Below are 17,788 nucleotides of genomic sequence, written 5' to 3'. Positions count from 1 at the left end.
GTGTCCTGACTCCTGGTCCGAGGGGCAGTCGGGGTTGGGGCTCTACGGCGCAGGCGGGCCGGATCCTGCGGGTCCCGGGCCGCCCTGGGGTCCCTGGCCGCCGTGCGGCCCGGGGCCCTGCTGACCGCCCATGGTGATCCGGCCGTCGTTGCCGAAGATGCTGGGACCGCTGACGTTACCGATGTTGTAGGTCTGTGTGCTGATGACCTGAACGGCTTTGTCGTACGAGCTGGTGTCCACATGGTGGTCCTGAAGGAACCGTTCCGTGGCGACGAGCACGCCCTGCTGAAGCCGGAACAGGAAGTCCTGCGCGTCGGTGCGCTCGGCATAGCCCGCCGCGTCCCAGGCGCCCAGGTCCTCGCGCAGGCTGCCTTTCGCGCCGTAGTCGTACAGCACGTGCTGCTTGGTGATCGCCCGGCGCACCCGGGTCAGCGCGCGGTCGTGGTCGCGCTGCCAGCGACGGCGGGCGCCGAGCCTGCCGAAGGCGCCGCGCAGTTCCCGGCCCGTGTGCGAGGTGGCGTACTTGACCAGGTCCCACCAGCGTTCGCGAGGGGCCACCGGGAGCCGGTCCACCCGGTGGAAACGGCCGTCCAGCGGGGGTATCGCGTAGGCGGCGACTTCCCAGGTCAGGCTGGGCGGGTGGAGGATCGCGCGCAGGTACATGGAGACGATCATGTGTCCGCCCTCGCCGATGCGCTCCAGGCAGAGGTGGGTGCGCATGCCCGCGCCGGGGTTCTGCAGGCCCGCCTGCACCAGGTCCTTGGGTATCTGGGCGTGCGGGCGGGCGGTGCGGTCGGGCAGCAGTTCGGGCAGGAAGCTCGCGTTGCTCCCGAGGACGTAGAGCCGGTTCCTGGCCCTGAGGCCCGGCAGTCCGGCGATGCCCTCCAAGTGCCGGGCCACGTAGGTGTGCAGGTCGACGGCGTCGAAGGCCAGCAGCGGGAGCTTGCCGCCGCCGGGGGCGTCGGCGGGCCTGCTGATGTCGATGGGCTGCCAGACCACCTCCTTGATCTTCGAACCGCTGCCGACGAACGGCGTGGTCTGGGCGGCCGCGTCCGCGTACGGCAGGACGTTGGCCCTTTTCAGCTCGTTCAGCCAGGCCTCCGCCTCGGGCTCCACGGGCGGCGCCGTCTGCTCGGGTTTCCCGGCCGACCGGAACACCTCGCGGGCCGTGTCCCGTCCCACGGACTCCTTGCGGTGGACCAGGGTCCAGGCGGCCGCGTAGACGCCGAATGGGCCGAAAATCGTCACCCATCCGAGTGAACCGTGTCCGTTGACCAAGCCCCATACGCCCGCCAGGACCGCCACGGGCACGACCGCCGCGAGCCAGGCCAGCCGGCGGTCGAGGGTCTCGCGTCGGCGGGTGGCCTTGCGGGCGTGCCGGGCGAGGGCCACGAAGTTGATGCCGAGGCTCAGTCCCAGGGCGTCCAGCCGGTCTCCGGTGAGCGCCCGGTCGACGTACAGGGCGAAGGCGTCGTCGAGGTGCACCGAGGCGCACAGGCGCCGCGTCACCGAGTCCTTCCGGTACTGCGGCAGTGACGGCAGTGGTCTGCCCGTCGAACTCATCCGTCCCCCTCCGGCCTTTCCGCGCGCTTCACCCTAGGGACAACCTGAGGGGTTTGTCGCGGGGTTCCGGCGAGCAGGGCCGCCGCGGTCCGGCGTTCCCCTGTGACGTCGGACCGCGGTCGGCTCTTGGTTCTGCGTCAGTTCCGGCGCAGATGTCACTGGCAACGACCAACCGTCACACCACAGGGACGTTTATCAGCCAATCTCTCTTGTATTGCTGGTAACTTGACTGCGTGACCCTCCCGCTGTAATGGCAGAGAGGGGCGCAAGTGGCCACGCCTTCCCGCCGATCCATCAGGTCACTCGAAGCGGAGCGCTCCGGTGCGGGTGCGCTTGAGTTCGAAGAAGTCGGGGTGGCGGGCCAGCACCCGGAAGCTGTCGAAGAGTTCCGCCGCCTCGGCACCGCGCGGAATCGCCCGCAGGACGGGCCCGAACCACACCGTGCCGTCGACATGGATCGTGGGCGTGCCGACATAGCCGCCCGACTCCGGCTCGGTGCCCGCCTCGTGGCTGCGGCGCACGGCTTCGTCGTACGAAGGGTCGTGAGCGGCGGCCGCCAGGTCGGCGGGAAGCCCGAGTTCGGCGAGGGACTCGGCGACCACCGCGTCGAAGTCCTTGGTCCCCTGCTCGTGAATCCGGGTGCCGAACGCGGTGTACAGGTCGCGCAGCACCTTGTCGCCGTGCCGTTCGGCGGCGGCCACGGCGACCCGCACGGGACCGATCGACCGGTCGACCAAGTCCCGGTACCAGTCGGGGAGTTCGTTGCCGGTGTTGTGCAGGTAGAGGCTCATGGCATGGAAGCGGAGGTCGAGCGGGCGCTCGCGCTCGACCTCCAGCAGCCAGCGGGAGGTGATCCAGGCGAAGGGGCAGGCGGGGTCGAAGAAGAAGTCGACCCGGGTGGCCGGGCCGGGGGCGGTCGTACGGGCGTGATCGGAAGGCGTCGTCATGGCAATGACGTTAGTCCGCCAATGGTGCTGAATCCCGGCCCAATCCCTTCCTGTTTCCCTGGTCCACTTACGGCCTCTGGGGGCTGGAGACCTCGATCCCCCGCAGGCGTTCGGGTTCGGCGACGACCTCGATCCGCGTGATCCGGCCGGCGTCGTCGAACGTGAACGCCAGGACCAGGCGGATGCGCCCGTACGGCGCCATGACCAGGCCGATCCGGCCGTCCAGCAGGGCGAGTCCGGTGAACTCGGCGCGGGCCATGGCCGCCATGGCGCCCCGGGCGACGGATTCGGCGCCGCGGACCGTGATCGGTGCGGGCGTGGGGACGACCCGGGCGTCGGCGTGCAGCACCACGTCCGGGGCGAGCAGGGCGAACAGGGCGGCGAAGTCGCCGCCCCGGGTCGCGGCCAGGAAGGCCTCGACGGCCTTGCGGCGGCGGCCGGCGTCATCGGTGGGCGCGGGGGTCCGGCCGCGGACCCGGCGGCGGGCGCGGCTGGCCAGCTGCCGGGTGGCGGCCGGGGTCTTCTCCAGCAGCGGGGCGATCTCGTCGAAGGGCACGGCGAACATGTCGTGCAGGACGAAGGCGACCCGCTCGGCGGGCGCCAGGGTGTCGAGGACGACGAGCAGGGCGACGCCGACCTCGTCGGCCAGCAGCGCCTCCCGGGCCGGGTCGCCCGCCGCGCCGCCGAGGGCCGCGTCCTGCTCCTGTGCGTCGAGGGGGTCCTCCCGCCGGTTCCGGCGGGTCCGCAGCTGGTTCAGGCACACCCGGGTCACCACGGTGGTCAGCCAGCCGGTGAGGTTTTCGACCTCGCCGATGTCGGCCTGCTGGACGCGCAGCCAGGCGTCCTGCAGGGCGTCCTCGGCCTCGGCCGCCGAGCCGAGCAGCCGGTACGCCACGGCCGTCAGATGCGGCCGGTCCGCCTCGAACCGCGCCGCGAGCCGCGCACTGTCTCCTGTGACCTCGTCCACTGTTCCCCCGTCTCCTGCTTCGCGCCCGCGCACCGCGAGCCCCGGGATACGAAACGCCAACCCGGCTGGAAGATCAACTGTCCTGCCGCTCGGCAGAGTTCCCTGGTGTCTCTCGCCCAGACCTCAAAGTCTCCTTGCGGCGCCGATTCAGCCCGCTTTCCCGGCGGCCGTCACCGCCTCGTCGGCCAGGCGCTCCAGCTCCCTGACGGGCAGGGAGCCCGCCGGCCGGTGTTCGCGCGCGAACCGGTTGGCGAGGCGCTGGAGCAGCTCGTTCAGCGGAGTCGGTACGCCGTGCAGGCGGCCGAGGAGGACGATCTCGCCGTTGAGGTAGTCGGCCTCGATGGTGCCGGTGCCGCGCGCCAGTGACTGCCAGGAGGAGCCGCCGCCGCGCGGGGCCCCGTCGAGCGGGACCAGGGTGACCTTGTCGCCGCGCGCCTGCTTCTGCTCCTCGGCGCTCGCGCAGGCGATCCCGGCGGCGTCGAGCACGGCCTCCCCCTCCGCCCGCAGGCGCGCGTACAGGGCCCGGCCCCGCGCGTCGGCGACGGGCCCGCTCACCGCTTCCAGGGCGGTGCCGAGATTGTGGAGCAGCTTGGCGTACTGCCAGCGGGACACGTCCGGCACGACCGGCGCCTCGAAGCGGGCGGCCTCCAGGTCGGCGGCGATGCGCCGGGCGGTGTCGTCGGTGCCGTGCGGATACCGGCCCAGGTGCAGGATGCCGGTGAGCGGGCTGCCCGCTGCGGAGACGAGGCCGGGTTCCACGAAGGTCGAAGGCAGCCAGACGCAGACGCCGTACACCTGCCGGAAGCGGCGCAGCGCCAGCCGCGAGCTCTCCACCCCGTTCTGGAGGCACACCAGGGGCAGCTGCTCAGCCGCCGTCCCGCCGCCCGCCACCGGCGCCTCGCCCCAGCTCTCCAGGGCGGTCGCGGTGTCCTGGGTCTTCACGGCCAGGACGAGGACGTCGTCGGCGCGCAGTTCGCCGAGCGGTTCCGGTCCCTCGACCGCGGGCAGCCGGTACGTCAGTTCGCCCTCCGGCACCCGCAGCCGCAGCCCGTGTTCGCCGAGCGCCGCCAGATGCCGGCCGCGGGCGACGAGCACGACCTCGCGTCCGGCCTGGGCCAGCCGCCCGCCGACGGTGCCACCGACCGCCCCTGCCCCGATGATGATGTAGCGCATGGGCAGAGCCTCGCACACCGGCTGGTGACCTCTGCCCGGAGCTCCCGTCACCCTTCCGGAGCGGTCAACTCCACCAGTTTGAGCACGGTGTTCCAGTTCCTGGTGGTGGCGATCAGGCCCTTGGTGATCCGCGGCCGGGACAGTGCCTCGGCGAGCTTGGAGCGGCCGAGGCCCTCCGGGGCGTACAGGTACAGGCAGCGCTCGCCCAGGCGGAACTCCTCGGGGAGGTGGGCCTCGGGGTCGATCTGGGCGAAGCGCTCCGGGGTGGGGGGTGCGGAGAAGTACGTGACGTGCAGCTGCCTGGCCGCGAGTTCGGCGGCGGGGAACGGGCAGGCTTCGGCCACCGCCTTCAGATAGCCGTGGTCGCGCACGAGCACGTCGACCCGGAAGCCGAACCGCTCCTCGATCGCCTGCGTCAACTCGGCCGCCAGGGACTCCTCGTCACCGCGGTCGGTGCTGAAGACGGCCTGGCCGCTCTGGAGATGGGTGCGTACGCCGGCGTGGCCGAGGCCGGCCAGGAGCGTGCGCAGCTCGGCCATCGGGAGCTTCCTGCTGCCGCCGACGTTGATTCCGCGCAACAGCGCCGCATAGGTCGTCATCCGGCCACCTTAGAACGGCCGTCGTGCCCCGTGGGGGCGGGCACGACGGCCGTACCCGGGCGCGCCGGGCTGCGCGAAACTCTCGCCGATCGGAAGGGCACGGATCAACTCCTACACGCAGCTGTGACTTGTTCAACAAGCCTTCGTCATCACAAAGGTGATCTCTCTCGGCGGATCGGACATCCCATGAGCCGCCCGAGGGCCGCCCCCTACAACCACCCCCGAGAACCACCGATAGATGTAAGGGGCCGTTGTACTCCCCCATGGTGAGCCGGGGCCGCCGTACTTCACCGGGCAGTACGACGAGACGGCCTTATCCGGCCCATACCGTCGAAGTGCAGCAAGCGAAGACGTGGCGGCAGGGGGTCGTCACCGCACACAAGGGGGAAAGCCCGTCATGGGGAAAACGGACGTGCGCGTGCGGGGCCTGGCCGCCCGCGCCGGCGGCTGGAGCGCCCGGCACCGCTGGGCCGCCGTCGGCATATGGGTGCTGTTCGTCGTCCTCGCCATGGGAATCGGCTCGGCCGCGGGCCGGGTCAACGTGGACGAGAACGACCAGCTCAAGGGCGAGACGCACACCGCCGCGCGGATCATCGACGACGCGGGCATCAAGGAGCCGGCCGGGGAGACCGTCCTGATCCAGTCCAAGGACGGCGCCGCCAAGGCCACGAGCGACGAGTTCCGCACCGCCGTCGCCGACGTCGTCAAGGCCGTCGGGGACACCGGCAAGGTCACCGGCGTGACCTCGCCGTACGACTCCCACGCCATCTCCCGGGACGGCCGCAGCGCGCTGGTGCAGTTCGACATGCGCGGCGAAGCGGACACCGCCTTCAACCGGGTCCAGCCGGTGATGGACGCCGTGGCCGGAGTGCAGAAGGCGCATGGTTCGCTGCGGATCGAGGAGATCGGCGGCGCCAGCATGACCAAGCAGTACAAGGACGCCTTCGGGAACGACTTCAAGCAGGCCGAGTACTCGGCGGTGCCGGTGGCCCTCGGCATCCTGCTGATCGCCTTCGGTGCGCTGGTGGCCGCGCTGCTTCCGGTGGGTCTTGCGATCACCGCGATCATGGCGACGATGGGCCTGATGGGCCTCGTCAGCCATGTGCAGGCGATGAGCGACACCGCCAACTCCGTGATGCTGCTGGTCGGTATGGCCGTCGGCGTCGACTACTGCCTCTTCTACCTGCGCCGGGAGCGCGAGGAGCGGGCCGCCGGGCGGGACGCGGGCACCGCGCTGCGGATCGCCGCCGCCACCAGCGGCCGCGCGGTCATCGTCTCCGGTGTCACCGTGTGCGTGGCGATGGCGGGCATGCTGTTCACCGGTCTCGCCACGTTCGAGGCGATGGGTCTGGCCTCGATGATGGTGGTGGCCGTCGCCATGGTCGGCTCGGTGACGGTGCTGCCCGCGCTGCTGTCGCTGCTGGGCGAGCGGGTCGAGAAGGGGCGGCTCCCGTTCCTGCGCCGCCGGCAGAGGCGCGCCCCGGACAGCGGGAGCCGGTTCTGGACCGCGGTGCTGCGGGGCGTGCTGGCCAAGCCGCTGCTCTCCGTGGTCGTGGCGGTCGGTGCGCTGCTGGCGGTGGCCGCGCCCGCGCTGGGCATGAAGACGCAGCAGCTCACGCTGGACCAGGAGTTCGGCAACTCGCTGCCGATGGTGCAGACCTACGACCATCTGAACGAGGCGTTCCCGGGCGGCTCCGAGCCGGCCCAGGTGGTCGTCAAGGCCAAGGACATCAACGCGCCCGAGGTGCGCCAGGCGCTGGCCGACTTCCGCAAGCAGGCGGTCTCCTCGGGTGCCTCGCGCGGCCCGGTCGACGTCAAGCTGCACGCGGCGCAGAACGTCGCCGTGGTCTCCGTGCCGCTGGTCGGCGGCTCCGACATGGACCAGGCCGTCAAGAGCCTGGACAAGCTGCGCGACGAGGTCCGGCCGGCCACCCTCGGCAAGGTCGAGGGCGTCCAGGCGCCGGTCGCCGGACAAGTCGCGGGCAACCACGACTTCAACGACCAGCTGCTCGGCTCCGTCGTCCCGGTCTTCGCGTTCGTGGTCGTCTTCGCCTTCCTGCTGATGCTGCTGTCGTTCCGCTCCCTGACCGTCGCGATCACGTCGATCCTGCTCAACCTGCTCTCGGTGGCCGCCGCCTACGGCATCCTCGTCGCCGTTTTCCAGCACGGCTGGGGTGCCTCGCTGGTGGGCGCGGAGGGCGTCGGCGCGATCGTCACCTGGCTGCCGCTGTTCCTCTTCGTGATCCTGTTCGGCCTGTCCATGGACTACCACGTGTTCGTGGTCTCCCGGATCCGCGAGGCACGGATGCGCGGCCGTACGACGAGGGACGCCATCCAGCACGGTGTGGTCACCACGGCCGGTGTCGTCACCAGTGCCGCCGTCATCATGGTCGCCGTGTTCGCGATCTTCGGCACGCTGTCCATGCAGTCCATGAAGCAGATGGGCGTGGGCCTGGCCGCCGCGGTCCTCATCGACGCCACGATCATCCGCGGCGTGCTGCTGCCGGCCGTGATGGCCCTGCTGGGCGAGCGCAACTGGTACCTGCCGAAGTGGCTGCACCGGCTGCCGGACCTCACCCACGACGAGTCGCCGGAGCCGGTCGCGGCGGCCCCCGCGCACGGCGAGGGTGAGCGGCTGGGCGTCTGATCCCACCTGGTGCCCGAGGGCCCGCCGGTTCCCCGGAACCGGCGGGCCCTGTCGTGTCGGCTACCTCTGGCCCCTCCCCGGCAGTTCGGCCTCGATCAGGTCCGCCGCCCGCCGGGTGCCGCCTTCCTCGGCCATCCGGGCCTGGATGTCCTTCAGTCGCCGGGCCACCTCCGGGTCGTCGGCCAGGGCGAGGGCGGCTTCGCGGAGACGGCTCGCTGTGGCCTCCTCGGTGGGCAGGTGCCGGGCGACGCCGAGGGACTGGAGCATGTCGGCGTTGCCGAACTGGTCGACGGCCTGCGGCACGGCGATCATCGGCGTGGCGGTGGCCAATCCCTCCTGGCTGCCGCCCGCACCGGCGTGCGTGACGAACAGGTCGGCCTGCCGCAGGACGGCCAACTGCGGCACCCAGCTGTGCACTTCGACGTTGCCGGGTACGTCGCCCAGCCCGGCGGGGTCCAGGTGCCTGCCGATCTGGAGGACCAGGTGCCAGCCGGGCAGGTCCCCGAAGGCGCGCAGGCATGCGCGGTAGAAGGCGGGCTGCTTGGTGAAGGCCGAGCCGAGAGAGACCAGGACCACCTTCTCGGCCCCGGCCGGCCGCTGCCAGTCGCCCTGGTCGGCGCGGTCGCCCTGGCAGGCGCCGACGAAGGTGTGGACGCGCTCGTCGACCCGGTCGGCGTGCGGCTGGAGGGCCTTCGGGATGAGCACGAGGGAGCGGGCGGGGCGGCCGACGAAGGGGTCCGGGTGCTCGCTGATCCCGTTCTCCGCCAGCCAGGCCGCGAAGCGGGCGTAGTAGGCCTGCCCGCGCTCGGTCCTCCTCGGCTCCGCCCACATCGGCTCGGCGACCTCCTCCTCGTAGCCGTCCCAGGCGACGAGGTTCGGCGAGAGGGAGATCGCGGGGACGCCCCAGCGGTGGGCGAGGACGCGGGCCGGGTAGGAGGTGATGTCGTGCAGGACGAGGTCGGGCCGGTCACCGGCGTAGGCCTCGATCAGCTGGGGAAGCGCCTGGATCGCGTCGTCCAGGAAAGGTTCCACGTTGTCCAGCAGGGTCGTCCCCCAGGCCTCCGGGTCGGCATCGGGCCCGGGCAGGGTGGAGCTGTAGGGCACGGGCCGGGCTCCCGTCGCTGCCACCTTCTCGGCGAAGGCCGGCGGGATGGCGTACGTGACCCGGTGCCCGCGGGCGACGAGTTCACGGATCACCTCGAGGCCGGGGTTCACATGGCCGTGGGCGGCGATGGAGAACATGGCGATATGGGCGGGTTCAAAGGGAGCGATCACGCCTCCCAAGCTAGACGAGACGATACGTCTCGTTCAATTCAATTACGGCGCCCGCACACGGTCAGCGCTGGTAGCGCGCCAGCACCAGGTTCCCGTCCCGCTCCAGGCGTCTGCGCAGCTCGGCCAGGCCGATCGAACCGCTGTAGTACTCCTGGAAGGCCGGGGTGGCCACCTTGTCCTTCCACTCCGGATAGCCGCGCACGGACTGGGCGGGCGCCGACCGGAGGCGGGACGCCAGGGCGGTGCCGGTGGCCCAGCCGTTCTCCGCGGTGTGCAGCGCGGGGTCCTTCAGGGCCTGGGTGCCGGTGGGCAGCAGCCAGTCACCGAGGGCGAGGCGGACCATGTTCTTCGGCCGCAGCAGGAAGTCGATGAACCCGGCCGCCTCCTTCTTGTGCGGGCAGTCCGCGGCGATGGACAGGGTCTGCGGGCTGACGCCCTGGGCGAGTCCGTCGGCGCCCGCGGGAGCGGGCAGCACCTCCCAGTCGAAGCCCTTCGGGGCCTGCTGCACGATCTGCTGCCGGTAGGAGAAGCCCAGCGGCACCATCGCGTACCGGCCGGCGAAGAAGCCGGGCAGCGTGTCCGAGCCGCCGCTGCCCAGCGTCGAGGCGGGGGCACTGCGGTCGGTGGCCAGCTGGTCGTGGATGGTGCGGGGTACGACCGCGTCACCGGCCTCGAAGCGGACGGTCACCTTGCCGTCGGCGCCCCGGTGGAAGAGCTGCCCGCCCGCCGACAGGCCGAGGTTGAGCGTGGCGGAGACGGGTTCCTTCAGCGGCCAGGCCACGCCGTACTTCCCGTCGCCGCCGAGCTGCCCGGTGATCTGCCGGAACTCCGCCCAGCTCCAGGGGTGTCCGGGTGTCGGTATGCGGACCCCTGACCTGCGCAGCCAGGCCGCGTTCGCGATCAGCACCCGGGGCTCCTGGAGGAAGGGCACGCCGTAGATCCCGTCCCCGAAGGTCGCCGTCTCCCAACTTCGCTGCGGAATACCGGACTTGAGCCGGGCCGACAGCAGGCCGGTGAGGTCCGCGAGGTAGCCGCCGTAGGCGAAGTCGGCGAGGTCGTCGGAGGCGTCGTGGATGACGTCCGGGGCCTCGCCGCCCTCGAAGGAGGTGAGCAGCTGGTCATGGACGCTGTCCCAACTCCCCTGGATGTACTCGACCTTCACCTCTGGGTGGGTCGCGTTCCACTCCTTCACCAGTTCCCGGTTGGCGGCGACGGACTCCTGCTGCCAGGCCAGGGACTGGAAGCGCAGGGTGATCGGCCCGCCCTGCCGGCCGCCTCCCGACGAGCAGCCCGCGAGGAGCAGGAGGAGTACGACGAGCGCCGCGACGGCTCTGGTCCGCATCAGCTCTTCACCGCCCCGGCGAGCAGCCCGCCCGTGATCCGCCGTTGGATGAGGGCGAACAGGAGCAGGGAGGGCAGCGTGGCGAGGAACGCGGCCGCGGCCAGCGGGCCGAGGTCGGCGACACCCTCCGCGCCGATGAAGTGGGTGAGGACGACCGGGAGGGTCTGCCTGCCCGGACTCTTCAGCAGCACGAGCGCGAAGAAGAACTCGTTCCACGCGGTGACGAACGCGAACAGCGCCGTCGCCGCGATCCCCGGCGCGAGCAGCGGCGCCGTCACCGACACCAGGGTCCTGAGCCGCCCGGCCCCGTCGACGGCCGCCGCCTCCTCCAGCTCGGCGGGCACGGCCCTGACGTAGCCCGTGAGCATCCACAGCGCGAACGGCAGCGCCCACACCACGTACACCAGGACCAGCCCGAACAGGGAGTCGATCAGCCGCAGGTGCTTCAGCACCAGGAACAGCGGGATGATCACCAGCACGAACGGAAACGCCTGACTGACCACCACCCATCCGGTCGCCGCCCGGGACAGCGGGGAGCGGTGCCGCGCCATGACGTAGGCCATCGGTGTCGCGAGCAGTACGGCGATGAGGGTGGCTCCGAGCGCCACGAGCAGGGAGTTGAGGGCGGCGTGCAGCAGCGGCTGCTCGTCGAAGGCCTGCCGGAAGTTGCCCGGGGTGGGGTGGCGCGGGATCCAGGAGGGATGGAGACTGCCCAGCTCGCGCGGTGACTTGAACGCGGTGGACAGCAGCCACAGGAGCGGGAAGGCCAGGAAGACGAGGTAGGCGAGCAGGGCGGCGTACTGGCCGGCGCGCGCCGCGGGGCGGGTCCTCATGCGTCCTCACCGCCCCGCAGCCGGCCCGCCAGGAACACCGCGAGCAGGATCGAGACCACCGCGACCAGCACGCATCCCATCGCCGCCGCGTATCCGAACTGACCGTAGCGGAAGGCCTCTTCGTAGGCGAACAGCATGGGCAGCCGGGTCTTTCCGCCGGGCCCGCCGTTCGTCAGCACGTACACCAGGGCGAAGGAGTTGACGTTCCAGATGAGATTGAGGGCGGTGATGGCCAGGGCCACCGGTCTGAGGGCGGGCCAGGTGACCGTGCGGAAGCGGCGCCAGGCGCCGGCGCCGTCCACGGCCGCCGCCTCGTGCAGTTCGCGCGGGGTGTTCTGCAGCCCGGCGAGCAGGGCGACCGTGGTCTGCGGCATGCCCGCCCAGATGCCGACGACGATGACGGCGGGCAGCGCGGTGGCGAGGCTGCTGAGCCAGTCCCGGCCGTCGCCGAGGCCCAGGTCGCGCAAGGTCTCGTTGAGCACACCCGCGTCCGGGTTGTAGACCAGCCGCCACATGATGCCGACGACGACCTCGGGCATGGCCCACGGAACGATCGCGAGGGCGCGGGCGAGCCGGCGCAGCCGTAACTCCTCGTTGAGCAGGAGAGCGAGGCCGAGGGCCAGCAGGAACTGGGGCACGGTCACGCCGACCGCCCACACCAGCCCGATCCGGAACGACTCCCAGAACAGCGTGTCGTGCCACAGGTCCCGGAAGTTGAGGGTGCCGATCCACCGGGTGGCCGCGGTCCGGCCGGACTGGGCGTCGGTGAACGCCAGCAGGATGCCGTACAGCAGCGGGCCCACGCTCAGGACGAGGATCGGGATCAGGGCGGGCAGGACCAGGAACCAGGCGCCGTGACCGGCCGCACGTCCTGCCGTGCGTCCGGCGGCGCGTCCGGCCGGTCGTGTCGCTGCGGCCATAGATGTCACGGAATCAGCCCCTTTGCCAGGTCCGGTTGGCGTGTTCATGGTCGTGAAGGGGCGGAACCTCGTCAAGGGCCCGCGCACACGGTCCGACCTGTGCGAATGCGAGACTGGCCGAAGACCGGACACGCACGGCACGGGAAGAACGGCACGGAGGCGGACGATGGACGAGGCACGGGCGCGGGACGTACTGGCCGCGGCGAAGGTGCTGCCGGGCCGGGCACGGGACGCACGACTCCTCGCCCTCGGTGAGAACGCGGTGTTCGCCGCCGGTGACCTGGTGGTCAAGGTGGGCCGCGACGCCGAACTGCTGGAGCGGGCCCGGCGCGAGCTGGACATCGCCGGCTGGCTGGCCGGGGCGGACGTGCCCGCGGTGCGGGCGGCCGAGCCCGAGCCGCTGCTGGTCGAGGGGCACCCGGTGACCGTGTGGCACCGGCTGCCCGACCCGGTACGACCGGCCGAGCCGCGTGATCTGGCCCGGCTGCTGCGGATCGTGCACGCACTTCCCTCTCCCCCTTTCCCTCTCCCGCCCCGCGAACTGCTGGGCGGTGTGGAGCGCTGGCTGCGGCTCGCGGGCGAAGCGATCGACCCCGAGGACGTGGCGTATCTGCGTGCGCGCCGGGACGGCTTCGCGGCGGCCGCGGCAGCGCTGACGCCGCATCTGACGCCGGGGCCGATCCATGGCGACGCGCTGCCCCGCAATGTGCACATAGGCCCCGAGGGTCCGGTCCTGGTCGACCTGGAGACCTTCTCCGCCGACCTGCGCGAGCACGACCTGGTGGTCATGGCCCTCTCCCGCGACCGCTACGGCCTGCCCGCCGAGGCGTACGACTCCTTCACCGAGGCCTACGGCTGGGACGTGCGGGAGTGGGAGGGCTGCGGGGTGCTCCGCGGGGCTCGCGAGACGGCCAGCTGTGCGTGGGTTGCGCAGCATGCGCCGAGCAATCCGAAGGCGCTGGCCGAGTTTCGCCGGCGGGTGGCGTCGTTGCGGGACGGGGATGAGACGGTGCGGTGGTGTTCGTTCTGAGGTTGCTGCACGCTCCGGCGTCCTTCAGACGCCCGATGTCGGTGCTGAGGCCGGGGAGTCGCGCAGCCCGGCACTGACGGGGTGCCGCTTGCGCCCTGCAGCCTACGCAGGCCGGCTCTCCGCCGGCTCCCACAGCGGCCACACGCCGTCCACCACCGCCTCCGCATCCCCCTTGCGGCGCAGGAACGCCTGGAAGTCCGCCGCCCACTCGGCGTACCACTCGATCTGCCGCCGGTGCAGTTCCGCCGGGCCCAGGGATGCGATCTTCGGGTGGCGGTCGGCTATCGCGGAGGCGAGGCGGGCCGCGGCGAGGGCGTCGGCCGAGGCGTTGTGGGCCGAGTCGAGGACTATGCCGTATTCGGCGCAGACCGCTTCCAGGTTCCGCTTGCCGCGGCGGTAGCGGTCGACCCAGCGGTCGATGGTGTACGGGTCGACGACCGGCGCCGGGTCGAGGCCGCCGAGCCGGTCGGAGAGGGACGGCAGGCCGTACCGACGCAGTTCGGCGGAGAGCAGGGTCAGGTCGAAGGCCGCGTTGTAGGCGACGACCGGCACTCCCGTCTTCCAGTAGGAGACCAGCACATCCGCGATGGCGTCGGCCACCTCGTCGGCCGGGCGGCCCTCGGCCGCCGCGCGTGCGTTGCTGATGCCGTGCACCGCCACCGCGTCGGCCGGGATCTCCACGCCCGGATCCGCCAGCCATTCCCGGCGCCCCATGGGCTCACCGGCCCTGACCTCGATCACCGCGCCGGTGACGATGCGCGCCTCGCGCGGATCGGTCCCGGTCGTCTCCAGGTCGAAGCCGATCAGCAGCTCCCGGTGCCAGCCCATGGGCGGCCCCCCTTCTTGGTGGTGCTTTCCCCCAGTGGCCTCCACCATCGCATGGGGCACTGACAATCCGAGGACCGCGTTCCGCTTGCCGGGCCGGACGGCTCAGGACACCGGGCGCGAATCCACCCAGGACAGCTCGAATTCCTCGCGGTATGTCGGGAATAGTCCACCTTCGAGCACATCGTCCGACTTGACCAGCCGGCTGCCGTTGCGCAGCACCAGCACCGGCGACTCCATCCCGCGCGCCCCGCGCAGATAGGACTGCACCACGGCGATGCCGTCGGCGCCGTCTCCGTCCACGAGGTAGGCGGTGAAGCGGGGCGTCTCGTCGTAGACCTGGATCTCGAAGGCGCCGGGGTCGCGCAGCCGGGACCGCACCCGGCGCATGTGCAGGATGTTCATCTCGACGGACCGGCTCAGTTCGCCCCGTTTCATCCCGAGTTCGCGCTCGCGGCGCTTCACCGCGCTGGAGGCCGGGTTGAGGAAGAGGAGCCGCACCCGGCAGCCGGACTCGGCGAGGCGGACCAGGCGCCGGCCGGAGAAGTTCTGCACCAGCAGGTTGAGGCCGATGCCGATGGCGTCGAGCCGGCGGGCGCCCCCGAAGATGTCCTCGGCCGGGAACTGGCGCTGGAGCCGCACCCGGTCGGGGTGGACGGCGACCACGTCCGCGTACCGGTCGCCGACCAGGTCCTCGACCGCGTCGACGGGCAGCCGGCGCGCGGAGGGGACGTCACCGCCCGCACCGAGCATCTCCAGCAGCCGGGCCGAGGCCCGCTCGGCCTGGTTCAGGACGGCCTCGGACAGGGCCCGGTTGCGGGAGACGACGTTGCGGGTCACTTCCAGCTCGTCCAGAGCGAGTTCGAGGTCGCGGCGCTCATCGAAGTACGGCTCGAAGCACGGCCAGTGCTGCACCATCAGCTCGCGCAGCTGCGGGAGGGTGAGGAAGCTGAGCACGTTGTCGTCGGCCGGGTCGAGCAAGTAGCCCTTGCGGCGGCTGACCTCGCGTACGGCGACGGCGCGCTGCACCCATTCCTGTCCGGCGGGTCCGGCCGCGGCCACCACCCAGTCGTCCCCGTGGACGGGTTCGTAGATGGGGCGCAGCACGGCGGCCACGACCGTGCGCAGCCGCTGTTCCACGAGGTTCAGCCAGATGTAGGCCCGGCCCGCCCGCTGGGCGCGGGTGCGCACTTCCAGCCAGGCGTCGGCGTCCCAGTCCAGTTCCGGCCCGATGGACCCCGCCGCGTCCATCGGCCGGGCCAGGGACACCGCACCGGGCGGGACGTCTGTGGAGTTCCCCTCGTGACCCTCGTCACCAGGGGGCAGCTCCAGCCCTCCCGAGCCCACCCGTGCACCGCCTTCCGCCACCCCGGGCCTTCCCCGTCTCAACGATCAAGGAAGGGTACTCCGGGAGCGGTCGGCGATGCAGCCGGATGGACAGGTCGGTTTCTCAACTACGCGGCCGCCAATGACCGTTCTGCCACGCCAGCTCGTCGGGAGTGAGCGGATTCATAGCCGTGACGTCCCTCGGGGCGATGGCGAAGCCCTGCCAGTGAATGGGCATGGGCTGCTGGTCCTCGTCCCGGGCTATGTGGTGGAAGCCCACATTCATCCAGACGACGGGGTGTGTGAGGGGCTGGCCGTTGACCCACTTGTCGACGGACGTGGCATAACCGCGAGGGCAGCTCGGATTGTTGCTGGCGAACTGCTCGCACTTGTTGTACTCGGTGAAGTACACGTCGTGCCTGGTGAAGCTGCGCCCCGGGTACTTCGTGGTCGGACCGGGGACGATCTCGTACGAACGGGCGTGCCCGTCCTTGTTCTTGCCGGTCTCGCTGACCACTCGCCACCAGCGATAGGTCTTGGAGTCGCCCGCGAGCTCCTTGGTGACCTTGGTGCGGGTGGTCTTGTTGGTCGGGGCCTGCTGTCCGTGGGCGGGCGCGGTGACGGCCGAGTCGTACTGCTCGACGTTCGTCTTGGAGGAGCCGTCGAGGCCGAAGTCCAGCCGCCAGAAGACGTTGTGGCTGTGGCTGGTGGCGTAGGCCTTGGCGCCCTTGCCGATGGGCCAGCCGCGGCCGTCGCCGGCGTCGTAGTCCTCGAAGGAGAGGCTGCCGGTGGCTCCGACGTTCATGTTGATCGTGCCGTCGTCCTGGAAGCGCCACTCGGTCATGTACTCGTACCAGCCGACCTTGTTGACCGTGTACACGAGCAGGTCCTTGCCCTGCGTCTGGAAGACCTTGTTCGCGGTGTCGCCCTGCATACGGTAGGCATGACCGCGCGAACGGGTGGTCGTGCACAGGCCCTTGACGTTCGGGTGCTCCGGGTCACCGTCCGGGACGCGGACGGTCTTGATGGTGCCGCCGGGACATTCGCCCGGCGCCAGGTCCACCAGGCCCTGGGCGAAGCCGAAGCCGGTCAGGTCGTCGTACTCGACGCTGCCGTCGTCGTAGGGGACGTCGATCTGGGCGAGGCGGCCGCTGTTGAGGACCTTGATCGGCTTCGACTCCCCCTTGGGCTGGTAGGAGACGTTCTCCAGGACGAGGCCGGCCTTGCTGTCGTAGCGCCAGCACATGCGCCAGGTGGTGCCGGTGGAGAGCTTCTGCTCGATCTTGTAGGCGGCGCTGCAGTCGGCGGCCGCCGCGGCGGCGGTCTTGGGCTGGGCGACGGCCGGCCCCGCGCCGGCCGTCACACCGGCGGTGAGTGCTGCCACGGTGAGACCGACGGCTGCCCGGGTGCGGGTGCGGCTGATTCTCCGCGGCCGGACGCCGCTGATCGAACGCTGTACGCGCATGACGAAGTGACTCCCCTACAGGAGAAGCAAGTGGGAAAAGTGAACTGACGGCTGCCGCTCAGTGGCGGTCGAGCTTGGCGACCTTGCGGGCGCTCAGGTCGACGATCAGCGACCGGGCGTCGATCCACGGGCCGTTCTTGACCTTCGGGAACAGCCGCACACAGCGGTGCTCGCCGCACTTGTCGAGAGCGGCGGGCTGGGCGCCGGGGACGGCTCGGAACACCGCACCGTCGAGCTGGAGCTGGTCCGGGGAGGTCAGTTCGTGGCCGGTGGCGTCCTTGTAGTCCGCCTTGAGGCCCGCGCCCAGCGGGTCGGCGATCAGCAGCTTGGCCGCCTCGGCGTTCTCGGCACGGCTCAGCGGCGGCTGGACGCCCTGGCTGACGACAGTCCGCTCGACCTTGCCGGTCCCCAGGTCGACCGTCTTGGTGACGAGCGAGTCGGTCTTGTAGTCGTAGAAGGTCACGACGGCCTGGCGCGGCGCGTTCGGGTCGTCCAGTTCGTCCGTATCCGGGTCGGCCAGGTCCACGCTGAGGCGCTGCGGACCGCGGCCTCCGTCGACGTTCTCGCCCGTATGGAGCAGCTGCTGGTTCAGGGCGATCTTCTCGACCCGCTGGATCTCGTCGTCGGTCAGCGGGTCGCGGCCCGTGCCCTTCCTGCCCTCGGCGGGCGCCTGCTCCACCACACCCGGCGGGGCCCCGTCCGGCCCCTGACCCGCCACCTGCGCGGCGCCGGTGCCACCGCCCTTGGTTCCTCCCGTTTCGTCCGCCCCTGCCGTGCCGGGCAGGGTGATCGCGACCATCGCGGCGGTCCCCGCCACCGCCAGGGCCGCACCGGCCACCATCTTGCCCAGATGGCGGTGCACTATCTCGCGCACAT

At 71.3% G+C, this 17,788-nt stretch carries 15 protein-coding genes; 2 read left to right on the top strand and 13 right to left on the bottom strand.

Going from position 1 to position 17,788, the window contains the following annotated elements; genetic code table 11:
• Nucleotides 1-42: 42 nt before the first annotated feature.
• The 5 genes from AQI88_RS13985 to AQI88_RS13965 form a co-directional block, all read right to left on the bottom strand.
• On the bottom strand, nt 43-1,563 hold the full coding sequence (locus tag AQI88_RS13985) for a hypothetical protein (protein WP_079057558.1): 1,521 nt from the start codon (nt 1,561-1,563) through the stop codon (nt 43-45).
• Nucleotides 1,564-1,862: 299 nt separating this feature from the next.
• On the bottom strand, nt 1,863-2,510 hold the full coding sequence (locus AQI88_RS13980; RefSeq protein ID WP_066997551.1) for a mycothiol-dependent nitroreductase Rv2466c family protein: 648 nt from the start codon (nt 2,508-2,510) through the stop codon (nt 1,863-1,865).
• A 67-nt stretch (nt 2,511-2,577) separates the two neighbouring features.
• Nucleotides 2,578-3,477: a sigma-70 family RNA polymerase sigma factor gene (locus tag AQI88_RS13975; RefSeq protein WP_066997548.1), complete on the bottom strand. Its 900-nt coding sequence runs from the start codon at nt 3,475-3,477 to the stop codon at nt 2,578-2,580.
• A gap of 147 nt (nt 3,478-3,624) precedes the next feature.
• Complete coding sequence (locus AQI88_RS13970; protein WP_066997545.1) at nt 3,625-4,650, bottom strand: ketopantoate reductase family protein; 1,026 nt, start codon at nt 4,648-4,650, stop codon at nt 3,625-3,627.
• A 47-nt stretch (nt 4,651-4,697) separates the two neighbouring features.
• On the bottom strand, nt 4,698-5,249 hold the full coding sequence (locus tag AQI88_RS13965) for a DUF1697 domain-containing protein (RefSeq protein WP_066997542.1): 552 nt from the start codon (nt 5,247-5,249) through the stop codon (nt 4,698-4,700).
• A 397-nt stretch (nt 5,250-5,646) separates the two neighbouring features.
• Between AQI88_RS13965 and AQI88_RS13960 the strand changes: the two genes are divergently transcribed.
• Nucleotides 5,647-7,896, top strand: coding sequence for an MMPL family transporter (locus AQI88_RS13960; RefSeq protein WP_107118552.1), 2,250 nt, complete (start codon nt 5,647-5,649; stop codon nt 7,894-7,896).
• Between the two features lie 60 nt (nt 7,897-7,956).
• Here AQI88_RS13960 and mgt read toward each other — a convergent pair whose 3' ends face one another.
• The 4 genes from mgt to AQI88_RS13940 form a co-directional block, all read right to left on the bottom strand.
• Nucleotides 7,957-9,171, bottom strand: a complete 1,215-nt coding sequence (gene mgt, locus AQI88_RS13955; protein ID WP_317931426.1) for a macrolide-inactivating glycosyltransferase — start codon at nt 9,169-9,171, stop codon at nt 7,957-7,959.
• 61 nt (nt 9,172-9,232) lie between these two features.
• A complete protein-coding gene (locus AQI88_RS13950) occupies nt 9,233-10,513 on the bottom strand; it encodes an ABC transporter substrate-binding protein (RefSeq protein ID WP_066997538.1) in 1,281 nt (426 codons plus the stop codon).
• The gene (locus AQI88_RS13945) at nt 10,513-11,346 is read right to left on the bottom strand and encodes a carbohydrate ABC transporter permease (RefSeq protein WP_066997534.1); all 834 of its coding nucleotides are present in this window, start codon (nt 11,344-11,346) and stop codon (nt 10,513-10,515) included. Before AQI88_RS13945 ends, AQI88_RS13950 begins: the two co-directional genes overlap by 1 nt.
• The gene (locus AQI88_RS13940; RefSeq protein WP_208615778.1) at nt 11,343-12,266 is read right to left on the bottom strand and encodes a carbohydrate ABC transporter permease; all 924 of its coding nucleotides are present in this window, start codon (nt 12,264-12,266) and stop codon (nt 11,343-11,345) included. Before AQI88_RS13940 ends, AQI88_RS13945 begins: the two co-directional genes overlap by 4 nt.
• Nucleotides 12,267-12,432: 166 nt before the next feature.
• Here AQI88_RS13940 and AQI88_RS13935 point away from each other — a divergent pair, with 166 nt between their 5' ends.
• Nucleotides 12,433-13,296, top strand: coding sequence for a phosphotransferase enzyme family protein (locus AQI88_RS13935; protein ID WP_066997527.1), 864 nt, complete (start codon nt 12,433-12,435; stop codon nt 13,294-13,296).
• A 102-nt stretch (nt 13,297-13,398) separates the two neighbouring features.
• On the opposite strand, the gene AQI88_RS13930 is transcribed toward AQI88_RS13935, so the two are convergent.
• The 4 genes from AQI88_RS13930 to AQI88_RS13915 form a co-directional block, all read right to left on the bottom strand.
• Nucleotides 13,399-14,124: a 3'-5' exonuclease gene (locus AQI88_RS13930; RefSeq protein ID WP_066997524.1), complete on the bottom strand. Its 726-nt coding sequence runs from the start codon at nt 14,122-14,124 to the stop codon at nt 13,399-13,401.
• 102 nt (nt 14,125-14,226) lie between these two features.
• The gene (locus AQI88_RS13925; RefSeq protein ID WP_079057556.1) at nt 14,227-15,468 is read right to left on the bottom strand and encodes an SAV2148 family HEPN domain-containing protein; all 1,242 of its coding nucleotides are present in this window, start codon (nt 15,466-15,468) and stop codon (nt 14,227-14,229) included.
• Between the two features lie 103 nt (nt 15,469-15,571).
• Entirely contained in the window at nt 15,572-16,912 is a 1,341-nt protein-coding gene (locus tag AQI88_RS13920) for a copper amine oxidase (RefSeq protein WP_079057555.1), read from the bottom strand.
• Nucleotides 16,913-16,970: 58 nt separating this feature from the next.
• Nucleotides 16,971-17,786, bottom strand: a complete 816-nt coding sequence (locus tag AQI88_RS13915; RefSeq protein ID WP_066997519.1) for a Tat pathway signal sequence domain protein — start codon at nt 17,784-17,786, stop codon at nt 16,971-16,973.
• Between the last annotated feature and the right edge of the window lie 2 nt (nt 17,787-17,788).

This window comes from Streptomyces cellostaticus (assembly GCF_001513965.1).
In the GTDB taxonomy this organism is placed as follows: Bacteria; Actinomycetota; Actinomycetes; order Streptomycetales; family Streptomycetaceae; genus Streptomyces; species Streptomyces cellostaticus.
This window is presented reverse-complemented; position numbering and strand designations above follow the sequence as displayed.

Bases quoted from the DNA above. Each gene is read 5' to 3' on its own strand.
- AQI88_RS13985 (WP_079057558.1), bottom strand. From the start codon at position 1,563: ATGAGTTCGACGGGCAGACCACTGCCGTCACTGCCGCAGTACCGGAAG.
- AQI88_RS13980 (WP_066997551.1), bottom strand. From the start codon at position 2,510: ATGACGACGCCTTCCGATCACGCCCGTACGACCGCCCCCGGCCCGGCC.
- AQI88_RS13970 (WP_066997545.1), bottom strand. From the start codon at position 4,650: ATGCGCTACATCATCATCGGGGCAGGGGCGGTCGGTGGCACCGTCGGC.
- AQI88_RS13965 (WP_066997542.1), bottom strand. From the start codon at position 5,249: ATGACGACCTATGCGGCGCTGTTGCGCGGAATCAACGTCGGCGGCAGC.
- AQI88_RS13960 (WP_107118552.1), top strand. From the start codon at position 5,647: ATGGGGAAAACGGACGTGCGCGTGCGGGGCCTGGCCGCCCGCGCCGGC.
- AQI88_RS13950 (WP_066997538.1), bottom strand. From the start codon at position 10,513: ATGCGGACCAGAGCCGTCGCGGCGCTCGTCGTACTCCTCCTGCTCCTC.
- AQI88_RS13945 (WP_066997534.1), bottom strand. From the start codon at position 11,346: ATGAGGACCCGCCCCGCGGCGCGCGCCGGCCAGTACGCCGCCCTGCTC.
- AQI88_RS13940 (WP_208615778.1), bottom strand. From the start codon at position 12,266: ATGGCCGCAGCGACACGACCGGCCGGACGCGCCGCCGGACGCACGGCA.
- AQI88_RS13935 (WP_066997527.1), top strand. From the start codon at position 12,433: ATGGACGAGGCACGGGCGCGGGACGTACTGGCCGCGGCGAAGGTGCTG.
- AQI88_RS13930 (WP_066997524.1), bottom strand. From the start codon at position 14,124: ATGGGCTGGCACCGGGAGCTGCTGATCGGCTTCGACCTGGAGACGACC.
- AQI88_RS13920 (WP_079057555.1), bottom strand. From the start codon at position 16,912: ATGCGCGTACAGCGTTCGATCAGCGGCGTCCGGCCGCGGAGAATCAGC.